General features: G+C 49.4%; 22 protein-coding genes. 1 reads left to right on the forward strand and 21 read right to left on the reverse strand.

Annotated features, from left to right (window positions below; all coding sequences use genetic code 11):
- Nucleotides 1-48 precede the first annotated feature (48 nt).
- The 7 genes from L6H65_RS16275 to L6H65_RS16305 form a co-directional block, all read right to left on the reverse strand.
- A complete protein-coding gene (locus tag L6H65_RS16275; protein WP_236343646.1) occupies nucleotides 49-849 on the reverse strand; it encodes an ABC transporter permease in 801 nt (266 codons plus the stop codon).
- The gene (locus L6H65_RS16280; RefSeq protein WP_236343702.1) at nucleotides 842-1,714 is read right to left on the reverse strand and encodes an ABC transporter ATP-binding protein; all 873 of its coding nucleotides are present in this window, start codon (nucleotides 1,712-1,714) and stop codon (nucleotides 842-844) included. Before L6H65_RS16280 ends, L6H65_RS16275 begins: the two co-directional genes overlap by 8 nt.
- A 220-nt stretch (nucleotides 1,715-1,934) precedes the next feature.
- Nucleotides 1,935-2,222 carry a hypothetical protein gene (locus L6H65_RS16285; protein WP_236343647.1) on the reverse strand — a complete coding sequence of 96 codons (288 nt, stop codon included), beginning with the start codon at nucleotides 2,220-2,222 and terminating at the stop codon, nucleotides 1,935-1,937.
- A 197-nt stretch (nucleotides 2,223-2,419) separates the two neighbouring features.
- Nucleotides 2,420-3,733: a UDP-glucose dehydrogenase family protein gene (locus tag L6H65_RS16290; protein WP_371877709.1), complete on the reverse strand. Its 1,314-nt coding sequence runs from the start codon at nucleotides 3,731-3,733 to the stop codon at nucleotides 2,420-2,422.
- Nucleotides 3,734-3,836: 103 nt separating this feature from the next.
- Nucleotides 3,837-4,298: a hypothetical protein gene (locus L6H65_RS16295; protein WP_236343648.1), complete on the reverse strand. Its 462-nt coding sequence runs from the start codon at nucleotides 4,296-4,298 to the stop codon at nucleotides 3,837-3,839.
- A gap of 335 nt (nucleotides 4,299-4,633) precedes the next feature.
- Nucleotides 4,634-5,140: a hypothetical protein gene (locus L6H65_RS16300; protein ID WP_236343649.1), complete on the reverse strand. Its 507-nt coding sequence runs from the start codon at nucleotides 5,138-5,140 to the stop codon at nucleotides 4,634-4,636.
- A gap of 69 nt (nucleotides 5,141-5,209) precedes the next feature.
- Nucleotides 5,210-6,151 carry an LCP family glycopolymer transferase gene (locus tag L6H65_RS16305; protein ID WP_236343650.1) on the reverse strand — a complete coding sequence of 314 codons (942 nt, stop codon included), beginning with the start codon at nucleotides 6,149-6,151 and terminating at the stop codon, nucleotides 5,210-5,212.
- A 188-nt stretch (nucleotides 6,152-6,339) separates the two neighbouring features.
- On the opposite strand from L6H65_RS16305, the gene cysC reads away from it, so the two are divergent.
- A complete protein-coding gene (cysC, locus tag L6H65_RS16310; protein WP_236343651.1) occupies nucleotides 6,340-6,972 on the forward strand; it encodes an adenylyl-sulfate kinase in 633 nt (210 codons plus the stop codon).
- Nucleotides 6,973-7,095: 123 nt separating this feature from the next.
- On the opposite strand, the gene L6H65_RS16315 is transcribed toward cysC, so the two are convergent.
- The 14 genes from L6H65_RS16315 to L6H65_RS16380 all read right to left on the reverse strand — a co-directional run bounded on the left by L6H65_RS16315 (nucleotide 7,096) and on the right by L6H65_RS16380 (nucleotide 25,113).
- Nucleotides 7,096-9,381 (reverse strand): Calx-beta domain-containing protein, encoded by a 2,286-nt coding sequence (locus L6H65_RS16315; protein ID WP_236343652.1) that lies wholly within the window; start codon nucleotides 9,379-9,381, stop codon nucleotides 7,096-7,098.
- A 333-nt stretch (nucleotides 9,382-9,714) separates the two neighbouring features.
- Nucleotides 9,715-12,261, reverse strand: a complete 2,547-nt coding sequence (locus L6H65_RS16320; RefSeq protein ID WP_236343653.1) for a Calx-beta domain-containing protein — start codon at nucleotides 12,259-12,261, stop codon at nucleotides 9,715-9,717.
- Nucleotides 12,262-12,500: 239 nt separating this feature from the next.
- Complete coding sequence (locus tag L6H65_RS16325; protein WP_236343654.1) at nucleotides 12,501-14,402, reverse strand: right-handed parallel beta-helix repeat-containing protein; 1,902 nt, start codon at nucleotides 14,400-14,402, stop codon at nucleotides 12,501-12,503.
- 335 nt (nucleotides 14,403-14,737) lie between these two features.
- Nucleotides 14,738-16,465 (reverse strand): right-handed parallel beta-helix repeat-containing protein, encoded by a 1,728-nt coding sequence (locus L6H65_RS16330; RefSeq protein WP_236343655.1) that lies wholly within the window; start codon nucleotides 16,463-16,465, stop codon nucleotides 14,738-14,740.
- A gap of 34 nt (nucleotides 16,466-16,499) precedes the next feature.
- Entirely contained in the window at nucleotides 16,500-18,302 is a 1,803-nt protein-coding gene (locus L6H65_RS16335) for an ABC transporter ATP-binding protein (RefSeq protein ID WP_236343656.1), read from the reverse strand.
- Between the two features lie 22 nt (nucleotides 18,303-18,324).
- The gene (locus L6H65_RS16340) at nucleotides 18,325-19,521 is read right to left on the reverse strand and encodes a nucleotidyltransferase domain-containing protein (RefSeq protein ID WP_236343657.1); all 1,197 of its coding nucleotides are present in this window, start codon (nucleotides 19,519-19,521) and stop codon (nucleotides 18,325-18,327) included.
- The gene (locus L6H65_RS16345; protein ID WP_236343704.1) at nucleotides 19,514-19,951 is read right to left on the reverse strand and encodes a lasso peptide biosynthesis B2 protein; all 438 of its coding nucleotides are present in this window, start codon (nucleotides 19,949-19,951) and stop codon (nucleotides 19,514-19,516) included. Before L6H65_RS16345 ends, L6H65_RS16340 begins: the two co-directional genes overlap by 8 nt.
- Before the next feature lie 62 nt (nucleotides 19,952-20,013).
- Nucleotides 20,014-20,331 (reverse strand): lasso peptide biosynthesis PqqD family chaperone, encoded by a 318-nt coding sequence (locus L6H65_RS16350; protein WP_236343658.1) that lies wholly within the window; start codon nucleotides 20,329-20,331, stop codon nucleotides 20,014-20,016.
- 5 nt (nucleotides 20,332-20,336) lie between these two features.
- On the reverse strand, nucleotides 20,337-21,263 hold the full coding sequence (locus L6H65_RS16355; RefSeq protein ID WP_236343659.1) for an HPr kinase/phosphorylase: 927 nt from the start codon (nucleotides 21,261-21,263) through the stop codon (nucleotides 20,337-20,339).
- Between the two features lie 101 nt (nucleotides 21,264-21,364).
- Nucleotides 21,365-21,502 (reverse strand): paeninodin family lasso peptide, encoded by a 138-nt coding sequence (locus L6H65_RS16360; protein WP_236343660.1) that lies wholly within the window; start codon nucleotides 21,500-21,502, stop codon nucleotides 21,365-21,367.
- A gap of 50 nt (nucleotides 21,503-21,552) precedes the next feature.
- The gene (locus L6H65_RS16365) at nucleotides 21,553-21,681 is read right to left on the reverse strand and encodes a paeninodin family lasso peptide (RefSeq protein WP_236343661.1); all 129 of its coding nucleotides are present in this window, start codon (nucleotides 21,679-21,681) and stop codon (nucleotides 21,553-21,555) included.
- Between the two features lie 38 nt (nucleotides 21,682-21,719).
- Nucleotides 21,720-21,887, reverse strand: a complete 168-nt coding sequence (locus tag L6H65_RS16370; RefSeq protein WP_236343662.1) for a hypothetical protein — start codon at nucleotides 21,885-21,887, stop codon at nucleotides 21,720-21,722.
- A 41-nt stretch (nucleotides 21,888-21,928) separates the two neighbouring features.
- Nucleotides 21,929-23,863 (reverse strand): asparagine synthase-related protein, encoded by a 1,935-nt coding sequence (locus L6H65_RS16375; RefSeq protein WP_236343663.1) that lies wholly within the window; start codon nucleotides 23,861-23,863, stop codon nucleotides 21,929-21,931.
- On the reverse strand, nucleotides 23,863-25,113 hold the full coding sequence (locus L6H65_RS16380) for a sulfotransferase family protein (RefSeq protein ID WP_236343664.1): 1,251 nt from the start codon (nucleotides 25,111-25,113) through the stop codon (nucleotides 23,863-23,865). Before L6H65_RS16380 ends, L6H65_RS16375 begins: the two co-directional genes overlap by 1 nt.
- Between the last annotated feature and the right edge of the window lie 185 nt (nucleotides 25,114-25,298).

Raw genomic sequence — 25,298 nt, forward strand, 5'->3', positions numbered from 1 at the left:
GAAAAGTGGCTATACAGGGCTCAGGTCCCTGTATAGCCACTTGCTGTTTTAGTTGGAGACATCTCTCTTGTTGAATACAAACCATGTCGTTGCCATAAAAATAACATAGTATACACCGTACACGGCTACGGAGTAGGCAAGTGTGAACTCTTCCTTAAGCGGGTTTTCGTCCAGATAGCGAATGAAATTCATATGCAAGAACAACACATAATCAACCCACTCGAACCCAAACGCGAACAGCGCCCGCGAAATCAAAACGCCCGATGTAAGAATCAATAACGAGATAATGATAGCAAGCATGCTGCTGCGGAATACTGCTGAGATCATAAAGGAAATGGTAATCAGCATAACAAGCTCAATAAATTTGTTGGCATAATATAGCAGCATGTATTGCAGTGGTGTTATATCCTTCGTTGACCCGAACTTATTCTCAACGATCGACTGGCTATTGTCCAGTTGGAACAGCAGCAGATTGACACCCCAAGTAAGCACGAACATGATGACGCCCAGCAGCAGCCCGAACAACAGAATGCTAATATACTTGGAGAGCAGAATTTTGGATCTGCTCCACGGTCTGATTAGCAGCAGCTTGATCGTCCCGCTGGAAAATTCGTTCGCCACACTATTGGATGCGACGACTACTGTGAAGAGAGCAACGAAAAAGAAAATAATATACGTCTCATCATACATGGCCGACCAGCTGTCAATCTTAACATCCTCGGAAGCAAACAGGAATAACAAGCTTAAACCAAGCTGGAATAAAACGATTAAACCGATCATGATCCATGTCTGCACGCGACTGTATATTTTCATATTCTCATTACGTACAAGCTGCAGGAAATTATACAATTCGTCCGCCTCCAGTCATTTCGAGGAATTGATCCTCCAGCGATATGTTCTGGACGCGAATCGCATATACCTTGAAGCCGGCGGCTACCAGCCTTGCATTAGCAGCAGCGATGCCCTCGCGATCAGAGTTGATCCATATCAAGCCGTTATCAATACCCGCTTCCTGGCCTTGAAGCAGCTCCAGCGCATCATGGGCACGATCCACCTCGAACAATACGCGCTGAGATTCCGTCTCTGGTATGGCGGTATGTCCGATAGAGCGGGTGTCAATCAACTTGCCGCCCTGTATAATAACGACACGGTCGCACATAAGCTCCATCTCGCTCAGCAAGTGGCTGGAGACAAATACGGTAATGCCCTCATCCTTGGCAAGCTTGCGCAGATAGTCGCGCAGCTCGCGTATGCCTTGGGGATCAAGCCCGTTTGTCGGCTCATCCAGTATGAGCAGCGATGGCTTGTGCATGACAGCCTGCGCGATGCCCAGACGCTGACGCATCCCTAATGAATACGTCTTCACTTTATCGTGAATTCGACCCTTCAATCCGATTAATTCCACCACTTCGTCTATACGCTGACGGGTAATGCCCGGAACCATTCTGGAGTAATGAAGCAAATTCTGATAGCCGGTCAAATATTTGTACATCTCCGGATTCTCAACAATCGCTCCAACGTGCCGAATCGCCTTCTCAAAATCTTGCCGAATGCTATTCCCCCGGATGATAACATCGCCTTCAGTCATGGAGATGAGTCCGACCATCATCCGAATCGTCGTCGTCTTGCCCGCTCCGTTCGGTCCTAGAAATCCAAATACTTCCCCTTCATTCAGATCAATGGAAAGATTGTCTATAATCTTTCTCTTATTCATGGTTTTGGTTACATTCTTTAATTGTACAATGGGCTCGTTACTTTTCTTCAATTCCACCCGAATTCCTCCTGTTCAACAACGATCCTGCCGCGCCACCGGCTTCGTTTCCCATCCAATCTTATTTATTATACAGAACGGAGGAAACGATTGGAAGTTCCTTTAGAGAAAATTAATACCCGCCTCTGCAGTGTGCTTACACTGCTTGAGACAGGCATCAGGATCAAGAATAGGCTGGCAAATAATTTGTTGTGTACAGAACCTCAGGTACTGCAGCAGAATCGTTGTACTGGGTATTGGTCGGGATGTGCAGGACATTTCGTTTTCCTTGTCCGCTCATTGTTTCGGCGCACTCTAGCATATCTTCCCTTGACAATGTACCACTGCAGGCTTTACAACAGCCCAGCGGATGAATTCCTCGGAAAAATCCGGTTCTAAACAATAGATCCGCTTCATGAAGAATACACATGCTGCCGCAGCTAACACAACAAAACCGATCCTTATCTTGCATCTCTGTCCTCTCCTTTTCACCCATTTATTCTACTATATGTATCATAAAACTTGAATATGTTACACTTTGTATCGTTACTCAATTACAATATGACAAATATCGAGGTTTGTCAATAGAGATCAGCAGATTGCTGGCTTATTTTGTCGTGAATACGCTTACAACGCGTGATTTGAAAATAGTGTTCGCTGCTACCCATATTAGCTGTGAACGCCCCGCATATTCGGTCTGCCTATCCCAACATAGTGGATGCCTGTTCCTGCAAGCTGGCTGGACTGGAATACGTTGCGGCCATCAATCAGAACCGGACGCTTCATGCAGCGAGCAAGCTCTTGCAGATCAACGGAGGCAAATTGCGGCCACTCCGTAATGAGACATACCGCTTCTGTCCCTTGAGCGGCTGCGAGCGGATCAGAAAACCAGCTCAGCGCAGGATGCTCCAGATGTTTGCGGAAATTAAGCTCCCCTGCTGGATCGGTCAGATGCAAGAAAGCGCCTTCATTCAGCAGGTCGCCAGCAATATCCAGAGACGGTGAACAACGGACATCATCGGTATGCGGCTTAAACGAAGCTCCCCAGAGCGCTATTCTTCTGCCTGCAAGCTCTCCCAGCTCCTCCGTAAGCAGACCTCTGATATGCTCTCGTTGGCTCTTATTCACTTCGATAACGGCTTTAAGAAGTTTGAAGCCGTGGCCGACGTTCCCTGCAATCTGCAGAAGCCCATTCGCATCCTTGTTTGGGAAGCACGCGCCCCCATAGCCAATACCTGCCCTCAGATACGGAGAGCCGATCCGCCTGTCCAATCCCATCGCATGCGCGACAGTCACAATGTCTGCCCCGACGCCATCACAGAGATTGGCCATTTCATTCATGAACGAAATCCTCGTCGCCAGAAAAGCATTGCAAGCATGCTTGATCATTTCTGCTGTGCGCCAATCGGTCTGAACGACCTGTTCGGTCAACGGCCGGTGCAGACCGGCTATAACCTCAGCCGCATTGGGATTGCTTGCTCCGATTACGATGCGCTCCGGCCTCATCGTATCGCTTGCCGCAGAGCCCTCCCGCATAAACGCTGGAACGGACACCACATCGAATGATTCTGTTGTTGTCTCAGCAATCCACTTGTTGATCCTTTCATTCGTCCCGATAGGTACAGTGCTCTTGGTCATCACGTAGGTATGGCCGGACAAATAGATGGCGAATGAGCGAACCGCCGCCTCCAAATCTTTTAAATCGCTTTCCCCATGAGGCAGTTGCGCTGTTCCTACTGCCAGTATGACGACATCCGCCGCAGCAACTGCAGTCATTGAGGTAGTGAAAAACAAGCGCTGCTCGGCAGTCTGCTGCAGCAGCAGATCAGCAAGCCCTTCCTCATATATGGTTAAGCGGCCTGCTGACAATTCATTGATCTTCTCATCATCCCGATCGATACACACTACGCGATGACCGAGCTGTGCGAAGCAGATGCCCGTCGCTAACCCAACATGCCCCGTCCCGATAACCGCCATCTCCACGTCTTGCGCCTCCCTGAAACTTATCCTGACCCCAATAGGCTTCTGCTGTACAGGGATGCCATATACGCCTGTCATACAGCCGGGCTAAGTAAGCGATTGCATTTCAACGCTTCATATCCAGATGATGCCCGACTTCCTTAATCTGCTCAGACATGCGCCGATATAGAGCATGGATTCGCAATTGACGGGGCGACATCTCACGAAGCTTCTCACCCAATGCATGTATGATCGCGAGACTAAGGCGGCGGTCAGGGATGAATTCACAGCCGTACACGTACTGGTTCTCCTCCACGCGCCGCCATTTGACATTCCCGATCACACTGAACTGCCAGTCCCCCAATGTGATGATCGCACGGATAGCATAGTCATTGCTGACAGGGAACCGCAGATGGGTTTGAAACTGCATGCCATAAGGTCCCAGATCGTGAAGCAACACTCGCGTTGCACTCGACTCCGAGCTATTGCCCAGCACATCGATAATCGATATGGAAGCCTCTGCTCCGCTGCGAATTCGAATGCGCATATGCGTCCCCTTCACTGCGCTTCCATTGTCCTTCTTATTCATGCTTGCTCAGCCTCTATCCCTATTATTTCAACACGAATTTTCCAGATACATTACGTATCGAATATAATAAAACACTGCTTCATAATAAGCATATAACCCTCTCGCAATTGCGTCCCCTCAGCTGGTTGATTATGAATCCCCTTCTATTTTCCCTCTATCGAATTCCGCCTCTCTACTGAAATAACAGCTATTTAACTGGACAAGCATCCGTAACTTCCTCAATAGATATACCATAGGAGCAGACATGAATGCCTACTCCAATGATTTTCATTTCCTTTATAATTTATGATACATAACGTATCATGTCAAGCGTTATTTTATATTTTCATATCCTTTCAATCGCCCTCTGCCTTCTCCACATATGACCATAGCATTCGCCATTCCCCTGATTCCCATACCGCATAGCAGGGCTGAACAAGCTCAAAGTTCCCGAATGGAGTTTGAAAGGCTTGGGTGACGATAATCTCGTACGCCTCGGCGAAAGGAGCTGCCTCCTTATTCATTCGCCAGTCGATGAGCAGCTTCGGCTCGCTGGTGCTGAATTGAAAGGTCTTCACCCCATAATCCTGCATTGTAATGTGGGCGCGACGTTGAATATAGGCCGACTTATTGAAATAAGCTTCCATCAGCGGATGAAACAGCTCCCACGAGCTTCCGAAATCACCTGCTTGCTCGAATGCATAGAACTTCTTCACAAGCTGCAGCGCTTCAGGATCATCGCTTTCGCTTGCAGTGAACAGCGAGACTGCATTATGCCACATCATCCATCCAATAACGGCAACCATTAGACCGACAAGCAGCTTTAATCTCAGCGGACCTGCACGTCGCCTTCTTCTCAGCATAATGCGACCTCCTTACCCTGACGCTATTACACTCTATGAGACAAGGCCTGAATTTATACCGCGGCCTGATTATTGTCCCGCATTCAAATGCTTCTTAAGCTGGCTGTGAATGCGGTCCCGCTCCGCCGCGTCTACGATGTAATACCAAATGCTATGAATCATTTGCCCCTTGCCTTTAATCTCAACCGTCTTGATCTCTTGAATGTTCGAGCTGTAATCACTTATAAATGTTTTCAAATCCTCGAATGATAGATTGGTCTTAATGCTGTCTCCGACTTCATTCAACAAATCCTGCACACGGGTCAGAGTAGACAGGCTCATTGAGCTGCGCATAATTTGTTGAAGAATTTCGCGCTGCCGGCCATTGCGGCCAAGATCTCCTTTAGGATCATCATAGCGCATGCGAGAGTACAGCAGAGCTTCTGAGCCATTCAGAGACAGATCGCCCTTCTTGAACTGATGTCCATTGATTGTAAAAGAGAGCGGATTATCGACCTTCACGCCGCCGATCAAATCAATCAATCTTGCAAAACCCTCCATATTAACCTTCATATAATAATCGATGGGATAATCGAGGAAATGCTCTACCGTGTGGATTGACATCTCAATACCGCCGAATGCGTACGCATGATTAATTTTGTCCTCTCCGGAGCGGCCGACAATTTCCGTCCTTGTATCCCTCGGGATGTTGAACATTAGCATCGACTTCCTGGTTGGATTAACAGACAGCACAATCATAGTATCGGAGCGTCCCCGGTCATTCTTCCGCTCGTCAACGCCGAGAACCAGCACGGTGAAGGAATCTCTGTTCTCTAGCTGGACAGGCTTCACCCGAAGCTTGACCTCGGGGTCCTTGCTTTGATAAACAGGTTTAGCTGCTTCCTCATAGATTTGGGCGGCAACCTTCTCGACCGAAGCATATAAATACCAGACATAGCCACCCGTCAATAGCAGGGAGAAAAGAAAGATGGAACCTGACCAAACGATGATTTTTTTCCATGTACGGTTCATTAGTAATGTCTCCTTTATGATACATTTTGTATCATTGATGTCGTAAAAACGCCTTCCCTGCTCATATCACTCGATAACCTTTCGTTTATGCTGAATTTTAGCGGTATGCAAGCAAAATACAGGATTGACATGCTACTATTTGTATCATAAAGTATGGATAAGAACGATTGAGATAGGAGGAACACGCTATGAAAACAAGCTCGGCCCGAGAAACGAAGCCGCATAAGAGCAGCAATATTACGTGGTCTAATTCTATTGTTACAAGAGAGGAGCGTTGCGCGCTTAACAAGCATGGAAGCTGTGCGCTCTGGCTGACCGGATTATCAGGCTCCGGCAAGTCCACAATCGCCTTCGCAATTGAGAAGGAGCTGTATCGGCATCATATTAACTCTTATGTACTTGATGGGGATAATATTCGGCATGGATTGAATCGGGATCTAGCGTTTACGGAGGAGGATCGCGCTGAGAATATCCGTAGAATCGGCGAGGTATCCAAGCTGTTCGTTGATGCAGGAATGGTCGTCATCGCCGCCTTCATCTCACCTAACGAGGGCGACCGGGCTACAGTTAAAGAGCTGTTCTTGCCCCATGATTTTATTGAAATTTATATCAAATGCTCGTTGGAAGAATGCGAGCGAAGAGATCCCAAAGGTCTGTACCGACAAGCAAGGAACGGAAGCATCCCTAATTTTACCGGCATCTCGGCTCCTTATGATGTTCCTGTAAACCCCGCTATTACCATCGATACTGAACAGCTTTCCGTCGAACAGGCTGTACAGCTTGTCCTCGATTATTTGAAGCTGAGGCACGATATCGCCTAGAGCCCCCACACACTCCCCATCTGCCCCGACAAAGAAGCCCCCGGTCCCACTGCGATGTGGTCCCAGAGGCTTCTTCTTCACACTCACGCTATGACAGCAGCGCAGCAGGAGCCGAGCTGCTATTTAAAACAAATGATCCGTATCATAGATAACAACTTTCTGATTCGAAACCGGACCCAATGTTGCCCCGCCTGTCGGGTTGGACAGCTTGATCGTGAACGATTCCAGATTATCGACGATTGCATCGTCTAGAATTGTTACAACAAACGACTTCACCGTCTCTCCCGCATTGAAGGTCAGCGTGCCGGAGGCTGCCACGTAATCCTGTCCTGCGGTCGCTGTTTTGGCGACGAGATTGTATTGAACTGTTACCGTGCCGCTTGATCCGTTTCCGCGCAACACCTTCACTTTGATAGGTCCGGTTTCCTCAATGGCATAATAGTTGGCTGTTTCAAAGGACAGCTTGCCCGCTAGGCCATCGTTATCCTTGATTGTAATTTGGGTCGTGACCGGATATCCGAGCGCCGCCCCGCCTGTTGGGCTGCTCAGCTGGACGGTAAACTTCTCATTCCCCTCGACAGCACTGTCATCGATAATCGGTATCGCGATCGTGCGCTCCAATTCGTTCTCGGCGAAGGTCAGAGTCCCCGTCGAGCTTACAAAATCGCTGCCTCCAGTGGCTGTGCCGTCATAGACAGAATAAACGACCGACGCAACACCGCTAACATCCCTATAGGCGCTGTCACGGCTAACCGTTACATAGATCTGCCCAGCTCCCTCATTGATCTCTGAAGAAGCGCTCGCAAAGTGGAACTTGCCCGGAGTAGGCCCTGTTGGAGAATCAACGATCGTTACCGGCACAGTACTGCTCGCATTCGTGCCCGCTCCGCTAGAGTCCCCAATCGCAAGCTCAAGTGTGAAGGTTTCGTTGCCTTCCACAAAAGGATCCTCATAAATATCAACCGTTATCGCAGCCTCAGTCTGTCCATCGCCAAACAGGATGCTGCCTGTCATGTAGCCGAAAAAATAATCGTTAGTCTCTACTGCGCTGCCTGATTGATCTTTAACGTATACAGTCACCTCGCCGCTGGAGCCGCCTGTGCGTATAATCTTGAATGAGACCTTGCCTGAATCCTCATCAACAGAATAACTGGATTGTTCAAATTGAAAGGTTCCAGCTTGAACATTCTCATTATCCTGCAGCTTAACCTTGAAGGATGGAATGGCCCCCAGCTCGGCGCCGCTGGATGGGTTGCTAAGCACAATACTGAAATCTTCTTCGCCTTCGCTTAAAGAATCATCAAGCAGTACAATGCCGACCTGCTTCATCGTCTCTCCCGGCTGGAACGTCAGCGTCCCGCTCTTGGCTGTGTAGTCAAGTCCAGCAATTGCCGTCCCGTTAACTGTCGCGTAGTCTACTGTTACTTGTCCAGATAGACTTCCAGTTCGTGCAATGGAAATATAATAGGGTCCGCCCTCTACGTAATCGTAATTCTCAGGCACTTCTTCTTCAGCAAATACATAGGACAGCTTCGCTTTAATATTACCGGCATCATTATCCAGAATGCCAACTCTCTTGGAGGAGGCTGTTCCGTCAATGTAGGCGCCGCCAGTAGCATTGGTCAGCTTCACATCGAAGCGCTCGATTCCCTCTGCCGCGCTATCCTCCAGAATTGGAATCGTGATCGTTTTCACAGCTTCGCCTGTTCCGAAGGTCAGCGTTCCGCTAACGGCCGTATAATCCACTCCTGCCGTCGCATCTCCGGCCACTCCTGTTGGTGCTGTATAATAATCAACCGTCACATCATGCTCCCAATTCGGATTGCCAGCGCGGTAAACAGCAACTGTAACAACGCTCTCCGATTCGCTGACTTCATATACCGCATTCTTCTTGAAGGAGAAAGTGCCCGGAGATGGGGCCGGATCATCCTCAACAATGGTTACCTCTAATGTCGTAATCGCTCCGAGAATATAGCCTTCTGTCGGATTAGTCAGCGTTACCGTGAAGGTTTTATCTCCCTCATAATTGCTGTTGTCCAGTACTTTGAAATTCAAATAAGCGCGTCCGATAGTATCGAATTGCAGTTGATACGAATCAAACTCAAAATCGACCCCTTCGATTGCCGTTCCGCTTGTCACCGTGAAATCAACAGTCGGAATATGTATTTCGCCATCTGTTGTCTCCAGATTAAGTATAATCCAAACATTATAATATGGGTTCGATTCCAAGCTTTCCAGATCACGCTCATAGACAGATGCAGCCCCATATTGAAAACCGATTACCCCTGCAGGTGTCCCTGACGCATTTGCCGTTTGACCAAAGCCGGGCAATACCAAGAGCTGGAGAACAGCAGCCACAAGCAGAATTGCCAACCCGCGATTCAATTTTTGAAGACACCATGTATTCATTCGAAAACCTCCTATAATTTTATCATCCGCTTGCTTTCGATATACACTGCAAGATTGAAATGAACAAATAGGCCGCTGCGCTGGGGAATGTTCTTACGATCGCTGTTGTTCCCGGAATTCTTCAATTTAATTGATTCATGGTGGAATTCCGGGAACAAAGGCGAGCGCTGACGCTTCTCCAGAAACATTCCCCTGCTCCGCTCTGTTGTTCTTTCTTAAGTTCAACTACTATAAAGTGCCAATGAAAAGGCCGAGCAAGGGGCAGATTCCCCTCCACTCGACCTATTCATCACTGCAGTTTGCATGGGGTAGACCCATCCCAAGCCTGATACTTCAATTCAAATGATCCATGTCGAAAATCGTAATTGTGCGTGTAGGATTTTTGCCGAGTGAAGCATTGCCCGTTGGATTGGCGAGCTGCACAAGGAAGTTTTCATTGTATTCGGGGATGGCATCATCCTCAATGAACACTTCTATATACTTGAACATCTCTCCCTCCTGAAACGTCAGCGTCCCCGAAGCCAGCACATAATCAGCGCTGTCCGCCGACTGGGCGACTGCATAATAATCAACGGCAACTGCGCCCTTCAATCCCCCTTGCCGCAGCACCTTCAACCGGACATCCCCTGACTCCTCCACCAGTCTGTAAGTCGGTGCATCGAAGGTCAGCCTGCTTGGCTTGAGGTCATTGTCGCTGATCGTAACAATTGCCTCCGAAGAGCCGATACTCGCGCCTCCTGTCGGATTGCTCAACGTTACAATGAACGTTTCTGCTTCTTCGATAATAGAATCGTCATAGATCGGCACTGCAAACGTCTTCCTATACTCGCCAGCCTCAAACACCATAGTGCCTGAGACCGCCCCGTAATCACTGCCGCCTGTACCTGTCCCGTCACTTGTTGAGTAATCGACCGAAACCTCTCCTGTCACACCGTCCAATCGATGGACCGTCACCTGAACCGCACCATCACTCTCCGCAGCGATAATAGAGGCGTCCAAACCAAGCGATCCTGAATGATTAGGATCATCATCCAATAGAATCACGGTCATCGTGCTCCTCGCGCCAAGCGTTGCACCGCCTTGCGGGTTGCTTAGAACAACTGTGAAGGTCTCATTTTCCTCGTGATTGTAATCATTAATGGCCAGATCCAGATATAACCGCTTCTTATCCCACCCCGGTCCGAACTCCACGGTCGTGGATAGACTCTTGAAATCAACGCCCTTCGTTGCAGAACCACTGTACACATTCACATCAACAGCTACATCGCCATAAGTGCCTCCGCTACGCACAATCTCCAGCAGATCGACAAGACTGCTTTCTTCAACCTCCAATGTATCGGTGCCCCACTCAAGAACACCAGGAGCAGTATTCAGATCATTGTCCGCAATCCAAATAAGCGCCTTATGGGGCGTGCCAAGCACAGCACCTCCCGTCGGGCTGCTTAATACAATGGAGAAATCTTCGCCGTCCTCCTCATCAGAATCGTCGATGATCGGAATCGCTATCGTCTTGCTCACTTCATGCTCAGCGAACAGCAATGTTCCGCTGACTGGCACATAATCAGCAGATGCCAAGGCATTGCCTTCCACAGTCGCATAGTTGACGGCGGCATCGCCGATTGACCCATATTTCCGCAGTACAGTGACGAGTGCGAATCCACCATCCTCATTGACAGCCTCCTCCAGCTTCAATTGAAACTGACCTGGCTGCCCATAATCATTATCCGCAATGGTTACTTCCAGACTGTCCGAATCGCCAATTGTTGTGCCGCCGGTTGGATTGCTTAACTGAATCGTGAACGTCTCCGGAATACGGCCTTCCACCTTCGTATCACGCATCACATAAACAGGAAATCCCTGCTGCGATTGCCCTTCGCTGAACCTTAACGTTCCGGAGAGAGGCCGAAAGTCTTCGCCGCTGACAGCCGTTCCGTCAATAGTAAAGTAGTCAACAGTTGCAGGCTCCAACGTGCCGTCTCGAATGACATTGACATACGTATAACCATAATCCTCTTGCAGCCCGGCTGATTCGCTGCTGAAGTTGAATTGACCGGGAGAGGGCGGAGCATCGTTGTCCAGAATCGTAATCGTCGCCCGATGCTGAGCGCCAATCGCAGCACCATCGGCGCCCTCCAGCTCAATAACAATCGTTTCATCCCCCTCATATTCTTCATCGTCGTACAAGATGATACTGACTTCACTTTCTGTTGCGCCTGGTTCAAAATGTGCGTAGGTCGGCTGCGGCATGTCATAATCCATGTACGGAGTAGCAGTCCCGGTATAGACATGATAATTGAAGGAAGCATATCTGCTGCTTGCTCCAGTACGGACTACTGTAAAGGTTGCTTTATACTCGCCTTCTTCGACGGTATAGGCAGGTGAGCTGAACTGCACGAGGCCATTATCCGTATTTTCGTCATCATGAATGACGATTTCGGCACTGGAGATGGTATCCAGAACAGCGCCGTTAGTGGGGTTGCTAAGTGTAATCGCAAACCATTCATCGCCCTCCAGATAGGAATCCCCACGGCTTTTAATCGGGATGTACTGGTACAATTGATGATGCTCGAAGACTAGTGTTCCCTGTGCCTGTTCATAGTCTTCTCCGGCGGTTGCGGTTCCGTCTGTCGTCGTATAATCGACCTCAACTTCACCATCTGCTCCTCCGGCGCGATCAACGCGGATGAACATGCTCGCGCTCCCATCTTCGTTTTCCTCCAGGCTGTATTCGGATAATTCTAGTGAAAGCTTCCCAGGCAATGATAATGATGCATGCGCAGTTTCCATTAGTATAGGCTGAATGAACAATGAGACAACAATCGTTGAAATGACAGTAAGAATCAGGCTACGGCTGAACTGCGTTCTTGTACGCTTGAACATATTCAACAACCTCCATCCAATACTACCTACAGCATCATATGATCTCACTCACCCTACCCATGACTTTTTTGTATCAGGCTGCTATCTTGTTCTAGATGAAAACTATGTATTGCAATCTATATAAACAACTCATGCACGAATACACGCTCATTTCACAATGATAGCGGGCTCTCATGCATGAGTCAGTTGCTTCCGGCTTTACGTTGCGTGCGGATATGCGGAGCGTATGCCCCTGTTACTTAATCGACATAATAGGTGCCTGTAAAATCGTAGTTGGTCATCACCTGAGACAGCGACCGCACCGTATAGATATTCAATGCCAGTTGGCCATTGTTATGAACGAAAGGCGGTTCCCCTGCATATCCGATCAAGATGCTGCCTGCCTGCCTCACTAATAGATTCGCAACATTCAATTGGCTGCCATCCCACGAAACATCAGCTGTCAGCATAAGCTTGGAGCCCCCTGATCTAACCCGGCAGGTCAATTTCACACTCAGCAAGCTTGGCATCGGGAACAGATCAATTTGTTTAAAGCTGTTTATGCTCGTCGATATCGGAGCAGTAAATGCGGTCAAGCTCTGCAAGGTAGCGCCCAAATATCCGCTAGTCCCGCTATAGGTCAGAACGTTGGTCGGGACGCTCAGCGATACAATCCGCTCGATCAAAGCCCCGCTCTGGGCAGAAGCGAGCGTGGGGCAATTCTTTACAAACAAGCTGCCATGCACCTTTCCGCTTACCCCTGCATACACGCCGACTTTGCAATCCTCAACGAAGGAGCCTTGAACGTTGCAGGAGCTGCTGCCGTCAATCCAGTATCCTTTATTAAAGCCGCGAATATAATTGTTGGCGAAATTGCATTCAAGATGCCCCTTAGGGTCGTACAATCGATGAATACCATTTCCGTTCTGAGACATATTTTGCTGAATGAATATATTATTCGTCACCAGCGGCGGCCTTGCCCAGGAGCTGTTCTGAATGCGGGCGCCGTCACCGATGCAATCGTTGAACACATTCCCTGTAATAATAATGTTCTCTTGATTCCCTTCAATGTGCACTGCTTCCAAACGGGACTTCTCGCTTATGTTGCCTGTCATAATGACATCATGCGTATTCGCGATGCCGATTGCGAATCCCGAGCTGCTGCTTGATCCCTGCTCATCCGCGCAGAGTCGGTTGCCTATAATAAACACCTGCTTGAAATTATCATACTGCAGTCCCGCATTTGCAGTCGGGGTGTTCAGTTCTATCGCATCCGCTGTCCTGGAGTAGATGTTGTTGAATAGAATTTTCATATTTTTGCCGGTCTTGGCGCCGCTATTGATTAGGACCCCATACTGATTTGCAGCAATATCACTATCTATGAGGACGATGTTCTCCGCGTTGGCGGTATTCAGCTGTACGCCATGCCCTGCGGTCTGAATCTTGATTCTGGCCAGTCTCACACGCTTCGGATTGCCAGTAAAAAATACGCATTGCACGGAGCCCCCGTCAAGTTCAACCTGGTCGATATCAATATCCGAATCGTTGATTCTAACCTCGCCGGATATACTTGCATTCGTATTCGTAATCTTCCTGTTGCCAAAAGCTAGAACTTTGACACCGCTTCCTAAAGTAAGCGTCTTCGTGATGGTTACATTCTCATTCAGCTGCAGTGGAATTTTTGTTGAAGAAGCGCTGCCCAGCGCCTTTTGCATAGCAGCCGTATCGTCCTCTCCGAACCAACGGGGATACAGCATCGCACATTTCATATTGCCGCTGACTGTGCCGCCAGCTGTTGTATCAAACAGCCAATCATCCGGGCTTGCGGTTATTGAACCGTTTATCTCTATCGTTCTATTCAGTGCAGGCTTCAATCGTGCATGATGTCCAAAGATGAGCTCTTTATTGGCCGGAATCGTAACACTAGTCCTCAACAAGTAGACGCCCTGCGGAATAAGGATCGTGTCCGTATCTTCAGCAAGCGCTGCGACAAGGGCCTCCGAGCTGCTGCGCACTCCCGTTGGGTCAGCTCCCTTCCACTGAATGTTAAATCCTCTCTGTGTGAATTCTTTATCAATATCGCGAAAATTCTCACTCAATGCCTCAGGTTGTACAACTTCCGAATTCGTCCATTCCTTCATGCCCATGTTGTCAGTTGTCACCGAATTCTCACCCCCTCTTAGTATATTAAGGGTTTTCATTGAGTGTTCACTCCAGAGGAACTGATTCCCGAAAATGATGAAAGCGTTTATATTTTATAAGTTGAAAGATTGAAAGGAACAAGGGGTCGCTGCGCTGGGGGAATGTTCTTACGATCGCTGTTGTTCCCGGAATTCTTGAATTGTGGTTGTTATGGTGGAATTCCGGGAACAAAGGCGAGCGCTGACGCTTCTCCAGAAACATTCCCCTGCTTCATAATATGAACTGCAAGAAGGAGGCCCCTCTTGCAGGCCCCCTCCAAACATCCACCGTATCATGCAGGGGATGTCTCATCCCTTTATTTTAGTAGGGTCAATCCTTCGAATTGGATATCGATGGCGATCTTGCCTGCCGTTGCGCTGGTAGCTTGAACCTGCAGCGTTCGTCCATTCATTCGCGGCTCCAGCACCTCGATAGTGCCTGATCTGTCATGAGCCGCTTGCGCAATCGTCAGCTTGGAGCCATTCCAGCTGAGCTTATACAGCTTGGTAGAGTAGGACGTCCCTTGCTTCGCAGTTGCATAGAGTATGCCTTCCGAGCTGGACCCTAGTGAAAAAGCATTGATCCAGTCGGTCTTTGTGTCCTTCAAATCTACGATGGCCACCTTATTCTGATTGCGAATCGGCACAGGGTATTTGTATTCAGCGCCATAACCGATGTCTCCCGATTTATTGCCATAGAAGGAATTCCCAGATATATACCAGCCTAAACCTGATCTCCTCAAAAACAGGCCATACCCTGTATTATCGCTCACAATATTGTCCGTCAGTTTGAGATTGCGAACCTCTCCATCGATTCTGATTCCGTCTCCCTTATTCCTCGTAACGATATTGTGAGAGACAATAATGTTCGATTCACCGGAATAGCTTGCTACCCGAATGCCGCCGCTAGAGTTGTCTGTAACGGTATTGCCGGTAATGACAACATTGGTCGCCTGCTTGTCTATCGCATACTCCAGCTGAATGCCGAAATCATGAGCGCGGTAGATCGAATTGTCAGCTATCGTAATATAATCGCCATCAATCACGTATATGCCCGAATTGAGGCCCGTGTCCGGATCATTTTGCACACCGTTAATAATGTTGCCTACAATCGTGATATGCTTCGCCTCGTCCTCAATATGAATCGCCTCATAGCGGGCTTTCTCGAATACATTCCCGATAATGGTCACATTCGTCGCACCGGAAATACCGACGCCGAAGCCGGAATTAGCCGATTTCCCTACCCCTTTCGGTACGGAAATATAATTGTTGGCAATGACGAATTGAGAGCCTGATTGATAAGCCACGCCCGAATGATTCAGCTCGATTGCATCGCCATAAATATCAATGAACTGATTGTTGACGACACGCACATCGGTAACATCCTTGGCGCCATTGTTCGTCAGCACCCCGTACGTCACCTTCTCGAAATGATTCCCGCTCACCTGCACATGTTTGATGCCGACTGAGTTAATATTGATCGCCTGAGACCTGATGCCTGTAAAAAGATTATTCGTAATCCACACATTTTTCACATTTGCATGCAGATCGATTCCAATGCCGTTGCTTGTCTTCGTATTCGACAGTATGAGCCCCTCAACGACGACATCCTGCTGTGAAGCGGATATAACCAGCACCGCATTATCCTTATTGACGTTGGATCTTACAATTCTGGCACGGTCTCCGAGCACCTTCGTATCGGAGTAGACATAAATATTATTCGACGTCTTATAGGTCCCCTCAGGCAGATAGACAACGCCTCCGCCTAGCGACTTCGCTTTATTCATCGCTTTCTGAATGGCTGCCGTATCATCCGTCTTTCCATCCCCCACAGCCTTGAAGCTGCTGCTCTTCACATTCAATGTAACGGAATAGTTGTTCGGAGCGCTGGTCTGATAGCTGCTGACTGCTGCAGCTGCCAGCTTGCTGTTCAGCGTGTTATATCGATCCGTCGCTTCTGTAACTCCCGAATTGGAAGCTGCCGTCATCGCCAATAGGAATACAAGCCATAATAATACAAATCCAATCGATTGCCGTTTGCCCATTTCGTTACCCTCCATCTTGCACTCCCGTCTATTATTACCCATTTGATTCCATTTGATAGGACAATAATTGACTGAATGTTCCTTTTGTTTCCCTAGAGAGCTGCGTATATCCCCCTTGCTGAATGATCTCCCCCTGCTCCAGAACGATGACTTGATCCGCATTCCGAATCGTTGACAAGCGATGGGCGACTACAATAATGATCATCCTGCTCTTCAGCTTGTCGATCGCAGCTTGAATGGTAGCTTCATTCTTATTGTCCAATGCGCTGGTCGCCTCATCCAGCACCAGAATAGCAGGTCTGCGCAGAATGGCTCTGGCCAGCACGATACGCTGCCGCTCTCCTCCCGACAGCCTTGCGCCACGGTCGCCGATGACCGTATCCAGCCCTTGCGGCAGCCGGCTAACGAACTCATGAGACGCTGTAATTTCGAGCGCTTCCCACAGCTCTTCGTCGGTCGCATCCGGCTCGACCAGCAAGAGATTCTCTCTAATCGAGGCATGGAACAAGAATGGCTCCTGCGAGACATAGCTGACAGCGCCTCTTAACGCAGCTATGTGATCCTTGCGCAGAGGGGCGCCATCAATGAGGAGCTCCCCCCTCTCGGGTTGAATAAGACCGATCAGAATGTCGATCAACGTGCTTTTGCCTGCGCCCGACTTGCCTACAATGGCAGTCATACTATTGGCAGGTATGCGCAAATTTATATTATGAATCGCATAAGCGGATTGCTTGCTGTCATACCGGAAGTCGATATGGCGGCATTCCATGCCATGCTCTATGCGAAGCGAATTCTCACGGGAAGATGAAGCTGTTGATTGCCATTCCCTGGATTCCTCGCATTCCCGCTGCATCGCAATGACATTCTTGAATGCGGGCAGATTCGTTACAATCTGCTCTGAGCTGCTCTGAATATCGGTGAAGCGCGGCCATAGACGAGAGAATATAATGACAATAATCATGAGCTGTGAAGGCTCTACACGGAATAGCTTGATGGACGTATATACGAATAAAACGATGAGTACGACCGATGCTGCCCGGTAAGAGAACTGTGTCGTTGACTGCAGCCTGGTGAACTGCACCAGGTTGTTCTCCATTTGTGAGCATAGCTCACGAAACCACCTGTAATGAAGCTGCTCCAATCTGTTGCTCTTAATATCTTTAATCCCATTGAAATGCTCGGTTACTCCGGCATAATAAGTCTGCGACAATTCGGATGTTCGATCTCCGATCGACTTGGCAGTTCGGATAAACTTGCGGGAGACGTAAGCAAGCACAAGTCCACTGACGATAACAAGAACTGTAAGCTCTACGGATACGATTAATGCAAATACAATTTGGATCGACATGAAAACAAAGGAGGTTGCCAACCGCAGCGTTAATTGAATGCCCTGACTGACACGAGCGATCTCTGAAGTAAGGATGTGAATGAAATCCGATCTTCTTTTGCTCAGAAAAAACAGCCAATTGGCTTGGAGCAGCCCGCGATAGCTCTCTGTTCGCAGAGAACGGACGAAGCCTTGATGGATGCTGACATTCTGAATCGATTGGCTCCGCTGCAGAAACGCCTGGCCTACAACAATGGCCGCATATAAGGCAAGAATAAGGGGCAGCTTCCAGCCCTCCGGCAATCGGTTCAACCCGTCGGTCATCCAGGCCAGAATCGCGATTTGATTCAGGTCCAGACTAAAGATGCCAATCAAACCCAGCAGGGGAACGATGAGATAAATGCCGATGCCTTCGAACGCACTCATCACGATCATCGCCAGCATATTGAGGTACAGCTTCCTCCCGGCAAAAAGATGAAGCCTCCTCAAGAAGAACCCTATTTGAGCCATTACGTTCATCCCCTTGTCAGTCTTATGATGATGCCTGCTGCTTTCTTCGTCTCCAGATCCATAAGAACGGCCTTAGCGGGAAATACAGCACATACAATTTTTTGGGCAGCCGCAATGTCTCAATATCTCTATTGTTCGGATAGAGCAGGCTAACGATGAAAAGGAGCTTCTGAGAAGCAGATCGCAAGGAGAAGAGGTAACGCCGATAGTAGATCGTCAGATGCTGCGGAACCGGCGATAAAGTAATCATCTCATTCAGGAAAATGATCGCGCTTCTGGCCAGGCGATGCGCATGATTGCCGGCAGCAATGGGCTTCATCTCAGGTCCAATGGGCGTGCCTAACAATTGCGAGGCCAACAGCAGCGCTTGTCCTCCGATAGCCAAGCTGTGGTATCGCTTCAAATGCGCAGCAATATCGCTGCTGTTCAATTGCTTCTCCAGCATGCGGTCAATGTCGAGCAGCCAGCGCAGACGAAACCATCCATGACGCGCGCCATGCTGCACAAGGAAGAGAAACATATCCTCGCTGCCCAGATAATACAGCGGATGCTCTGTCAGCACACTGGTTCTTCGCCGTGCCCACATCTCCTCAAAGGACGGCTCTTTGCCCTTGTCCGGATTCAGTCTCCAATGAAGCTCGATCTGTACACCCGTCTGCGGATTCGTATAGGAAATATGATGGACGCGCCACTTCCAATCATTCAGTATGCGGACCTCGCCTTCATCCAGCTCATATCCAGCGCCCAGCAGAATGGTCTCCGCCAGCTCCACCTCATCTGCCGAAACCAGAATATCCAGATCCTTGCATGTTCGAAGCGACAGCTCGCCGTAGAGCTCCTCTGCGAGAATCGGCCCTTTAAGCATAAGAGAGCGGACGCCGTTCTCATCGAACAGCCGGCTTACTTTATCCATAGTCGCAGTGAGATGCATCATTTGAAACGTATTTTTCCCGTATGCTGCGTAAAGCGCCTTCATCACTGCTTCCGGAATGGGACTGCTATCCCATCTCAACAGATTGGTATAGACGGTCGGATAAACGCGGTGATGCAGCGCTAGTCTGACAAAGTGGTCCCAGTCGATACCGCTCAGATCCCCTCCTCCAGTCATACGCTCCTTCAGCGCAGCGCTTGTCGGCGGCGATATTGGGCCAATGAGCGCCAGCAGCAGCTTGAGCTCCTTGGGGAACAGGCTCACATCGAGCGTCCTCTCGTTATCCATTGGAAGTACTCCTTTGATTCTCGTTATTAACAATCGTTTTTCTGAATTTCGCTACTACGGTATACTTGGGAATCTCGTCAGCCCCGGTCAGATAGATAATGCCGCTTCTCAGCCAGGCATGCGCAATCATTCGACCGTTGTCATCCTTGCCCGTCCCCATATAGAGCGTGCTTTCGATCCGGCGGCGCTCCAGCATTTTCATGCCTGCCATTGCCATCACCATACATTTGCTTTCCCACCAGGTATGACGGCTCACCATATGAAGCGCCTTTGAAATTCGAAGCAGCAGCTGTTCATTGGCTCGATCTCTCGACAGCGGCGTTTCTTCCATCTGGACGCCCAGTCCGGGTGCAACCTTTGCGAAGGGCCTTGCCTTCAGAATGCGCGCCCAGCCAAGGTACAGGAAAGCTTCAATAATGAGCAGCATCATGGATGGACGCAGTGACAGGAACGTTCGCACATATTTCCACACGGCTCCGACGTCCTCTCCAATTATGAAATGATCTTCGCCGTATCCCGAATCTCGATCAGCCCTTCTTGAATCATCTGCTCCAGAAAGCTCTTGGTCTGAGCCTCGCACAGCGCCTGTTCAATATCGTATTCCGCGACAAGCAAGGACACTAATTGCTCCACCGAAATCTGGACTTCAATCAGCTCCCATATTCTGCCGCCGATCTGGCCAAGATTATAATATTTGCCGCTGCCGATGCTCATCATGACCTTCTCGCCATTCATATCGCTAACCAGATTCCCTTTAGCCTGAACAACCGAATCATGCAAGGACAGCGAGATTCGCTCCTTGTTCGTCATTCCATTCACGCTCCTTTGTTCACAATGCGCTCGATTAGTTCAACTAGCTCATACGCGGTAAATCCCTGCAGCGGCCTTCTTAATTGATACACATCGATGCGGCTCAATGTACTCGCCGAGGAAGAGAAATGCCACTGCTCGCATTCCAGCAGCGGAATGAGAAAGTTGCGGTACGTATGCGCATGAATGAGAGGGAAGCGCTGCAGGCTCTGCACCTCTTCCACATGAACCTCGCCCTCCTCAGTTCTCACCAGCTCGAACACCCCGCCAAGCGGTATCGGATCAGAGCAGAATTCAGCCCGAACAGGAATGGCATACTTGTTAATTTCCTCGTAAATCGGCTTGTATTCATGGCTTCCCAATCCCAGCTGCTCAATGCTCGCCTGCCACAGCTTCTGCTGTGGATAGGAAGGCGTTACAATCGGAATGCCGTCAGCGCCCTGCGATACCGCGATGACATCATCGCTTAGAAGCGAATAGCCCTTGCTCAGTAAAGCAGCCGCAAGCGTTGACTTGCCTGCTCCTGAATTTCCGACAAACGCATATGCCTTGCCATTAATTGCGACAGCGCTCCCATGCAGGGGAAGAATGCCGCGCTGCATTAATATCGTGCCCATGCAGGTTCCAAGCAGATAGAGCCGGATCTTGTTCTCTTCTGCCCCCGCCATTGGCGAGACAAGTATGCGCTTGCCCTCCTGAATGCATAGGATTGCCGTGTCAGGGATATGGTGAATGATTCCCTTGTCCTTGACTGCAAAAAATTGATGATGAACCTCCAGCCCATTCCACAGCCCGGACAAATCCGCCCTTTCGATAACAACATCGGCTTGCCCCTCGCAATCGTCCACCTGCACGAGCTCGGGAAGCGGAAATTCGCTCAACACGCGCAGCCCAAAGGCTCTGTAGATCATTTTCTTCCTTGTAAGTATCATGTCCTCACCCTTTGTTATGCAGAGATTGAAAGAAAAGACCCTTATACAACAATGTGCATTGTACAAGGGCCGATAGACGCTTTCTCTTAAGTAATGACGATCTAAGAAGGCGGAGGTGTGTTGGTGACATCAAAATCGGCCGGGGTAACCAGATCTACATAAAGAGTGCCTGTGCCTTCCAATGTCCTATTCACATGCAGCGCATCCAACACTGGCTGATTCCAGCTTTTCTTTACCATTCTTGATCACCTCCTGCAAGCAGATATGAAGGCACGCAACTACTTTCTAACTAGGAAGTGATGTCGAAGTCATGTACGGAAACAAAGTCAATGATCTTTGTTCCTTTGCCCTCCATTGTCGAAGCAACTTCCAGCGTTTCCAATGCAGGCTGGTTCCACTCTTTTTTCACGTTATTCATACTTTTCACCTCCTTTCATGTTGTCCCAGTCTATCTATTTAAAGGGGGATTGTTGCCAAATAGATTGAATGATTGAAATGAACAATTACGCCGCTGTGCAGGGGGAATGTTCTTACGATCGCTGTTGTTCCCGGAATTTCTGAATTTAGTTGTTGCTGGTGGAATTCCGGGAACAAAGGCGAGCGCTGACGCTTCTTCAGAATCATTCCCCCTCGCTCCGCTCCTTGTTCTTTCACTTTCATCTTATTTAGAATTGCTTGAGGAACCGGTAAAGAATCAGGCTGCGCATGAGAAATCTGATTTGAGGGCTGAATGCGCTGTCCGGCGTCGGCACTTCTCCAATGTCGGCCAATGCAGCTTCAATCCGATTAACGTCTATCATTTCATTCACGCTGTCGTCCCTGCGCAGCTGTTGAAGCTCATCGACTATCGCCGGCCAAGCCGGAAGGATGCGATGCACCCAATCCGCGCCTTGAATGCCGCGTATGCGCTGATTCAGTCTGACCATGTCAGGCAGGTACCCCTTCGTAGCGCGTCGAATGAGCGAACGATCCACCCCCTGCTGAACATACTGCTCCAGCGGTACGGACAGACAGAAGCGGACCACTCTGGGATCACAGGTTACATCACGCTCCCAAAGCCGGTGCTGCAGGGACAGCTTCGTCCCTTTCGTTCCCCGCAGGTTGGCAATAACCAGACTTTGCAGTTGGCTCACTCTCGCCTCCACCGGGTTGCTTCTTAGAAATCCGCTCAGCTCGGCATCCTGCTCCTGCAGCAGCTCCATCACATTGGTCTTTCTTGCGAACTCGGGATGAATCATGCGCGGCACATCCGGCTCGCCTCTCAGCAATGAAGCCTGAGGCATGAAGGGCATCGCCTGCTTGCAGATCAGCGACAGCAGCCTTGATCGCCCTATCCCCATTCCTCTACTGAAGGACTGCACCTCTCGATAGAACTGAACCCATCTCAGCTTCTTGAGCAGCACCGCATAGTATTGAACGGCCGAGCCCCAGGATATCGTCTGATTGCCTCTTGCTCCTGTCAGGAGCATTCCCACTCCATCCCGCTCCGCCTGCTCGTTAATGCCTTTAATCCAGAACGAGTTCTCAAAAAATTTATAAGGCATTTCCAGCAGATCAAGCCAATCGTCCACAACCGACAACGGACTCCTGTCAGGACAATCCATATAGTGGTCGTTTATATTGCCTGCATACTGCGCCGTCGCCTTAATATAAGGCGATTCATCGGCAACCACATGACGATTCGTCCAATCGACAAATTGATTAACAGGCACATAGCTGTACGAATTCAGCTTCTTCCCTTGCGATTGCAGCGTTCGGGCTGCAAAGCTGGCAACCGAGCCGGAATCCAGCCCCCCGCTTAGGAAGACGCCTACCTGACGATCTGTGCGCAGACCCGATTGCACCGCTTCCTGGAACACTGCGCGGAACGCTTCCTCATATTCCTCATTCGATTTCAATCGAAGCGGCTGGGCAGGAATAATGGAACCATATTTGGACAGTGTAAGCTTGCCCGCTGCAGCAGTGAACGAATGGGCGGGTGGTATCTGGCAGATTCCCTTGTAGACCGTTGATTCAATATCACCCGATTCAACCATGACCGGAATGGCCATGAAGGATGCCAGCCACATCTCGTTAAGCTCTTTCTTCACACCGGGCAATGACAGCAGGGGCATAATTGTCGTGCAGAATGCAAGCCGATGCCAGCTCTGATGGTAGTAGAGTGTGCGATTGCCAAACAGATCACGGGCTCCGAAGAGCAGCTGCCGCTCTTCATCCCAGATGATAAAGGCGTAGTCGCCGATCAAGTAGTTCGGCGCATCCTGCCCCCATTTGCGATAGGCAAGCAGGAGCAGTTCGCTGTCTGTCATCCCGCTGCGCCGCGAAGGGTCCACCTGCAGCCGATGAAATAAATCATCCCGATTATCGAGGATGACATCCGCAGTAATCGCCAGCTTGTTCAGCGCATCGTAATAGGGCAACACTTCATTCCTCGACTCCGGCGTAATCCATTGCGCGTGGCAGCCTAGAAACACGGAGCGATCATGCCAGGTATGAACAGCATCGGCATGGTATCTTTGCAGCCCTTGCATCAATTGGCCGTATTCCTCAATCTCGACATTCATTCCATTCGAGTAATAAATTCCCGCTATTGCGCTCATTACTTCTTCCCACCTATCAAATAATGGGTTGCCCAATGCGATAATCGATTGCCAAATGGAATCATGGATTTCACCCGATTAATTTTGGCCTTCATATTGTCTAGTTGGGAACGCAGCTGCGCCTGCGAGGCGTAGCTTTTCTCCAGCCTCATCTCCAGTGACCGCAGCGTAATTTGCAGCTGCAGCACGTGCGGATCAATACCTTGGCCGAGCCCGTCTTCGGCCGGCTCGCTTGGCAGCCCGGAGGGAGCATCCGAGCATAGCCCGTAGCTGTCCTCCCACTTGCAGCCAGTCGCTTCCTCCAATTGTCTCGTTCGAAGCTGCATGAGCTCCCGATTCGGCTCCAGCTCGAATTGGACCCCTGTCAATCGCTCCGCCTCTTGAAGCTGCTCGCCGTAGCCCAGATCATGGAAGACTTGCGCGCCAATGACGCGGCAGTAGCCTTCAATCTCTTCCTTGCTCAGCGTTTCCCTCCAGCTGTCAACGGAGTCCTGATGCGCCTCCTTATGTCCGTTCACGTAAGGGTCGCCAACTCCCATACTGAAGTACAAGCCCGCCTTAGCCGTATCCATATAATTCCCGTAGCGCTCCAGACCTTCTTCATAAGCAATGCCAAGGAATCGGCACAGCTTCATCATTTCATCCCTGGGAGCAGTTACGAGCCTTTCATAATACAGCCGGTACGCATAAGGACTGTCACCTTTGAAATAATTGAGATATCGGAACAAACCGACGGTTATATCCGCTATCTTAATATTGAACCTTGGGTCCCATAAATCTGCCGCCAAATCGGACGGCTCGCCACCTCGATCATTCACCTTCTTGTAAGAAGCGATTATCGACAATGGATTGCGGATGAGCCCAATTCTCCTTGCGTGCGGGAAGAGCGAATCGATAAACTCCAGCGCATAATAATAGCGGGGAGACTTGTCGATGACGATCTTGGCGCCGCTGCTCTGCAGCAGTCCGTTATAAACCTGGAGCGCATAGGATCGGCAGGCTTGCTTGAATACTTCATCAGGAAGTATGCCGTTATAAAATTGCTTGAGGATGCCTGTGCCCCCATACGGCCTCTGCGGAGTCAGCTTCAAATCCAGCAAGCTCATCAGAAACCACATCTCCTGGGTAGCGAATACTTGGCTATGATTCTGCAGCATTAATGTTGCCAGAGAGCTTCCGCTTCGCGGTACGCAGAGCAGAAATGTCAAATTATTACCATGGTTGTCTACCAGCTTGACCCCTCCTTGCAACCCTCTATGATACTAACTGTATCAAGTATATCACACTTAATCCGTTTTGTATCATTATTTTTATTGCTTCGCACAAAAATTTTTAAAAATTTACCATTAATAATTGACTCTGTGCCAAAACCAGCGCTGAACCGCTTCCAACCCTCATTCTGCTCAAAAAAGCCTGCCGCCGTCATGTCATGCAC

It is taken from the genome of Paenibacillus plantiphilus (assembly GCF_927798095.1).
GTDB classification, from domain to species: domain Bacteria; phylum Bacillota; class Bacilli; order Paenibacillales; family Paenibacillaceae; genus Paenibacillus_Z; species Paenibacillus_Z plantiphilus.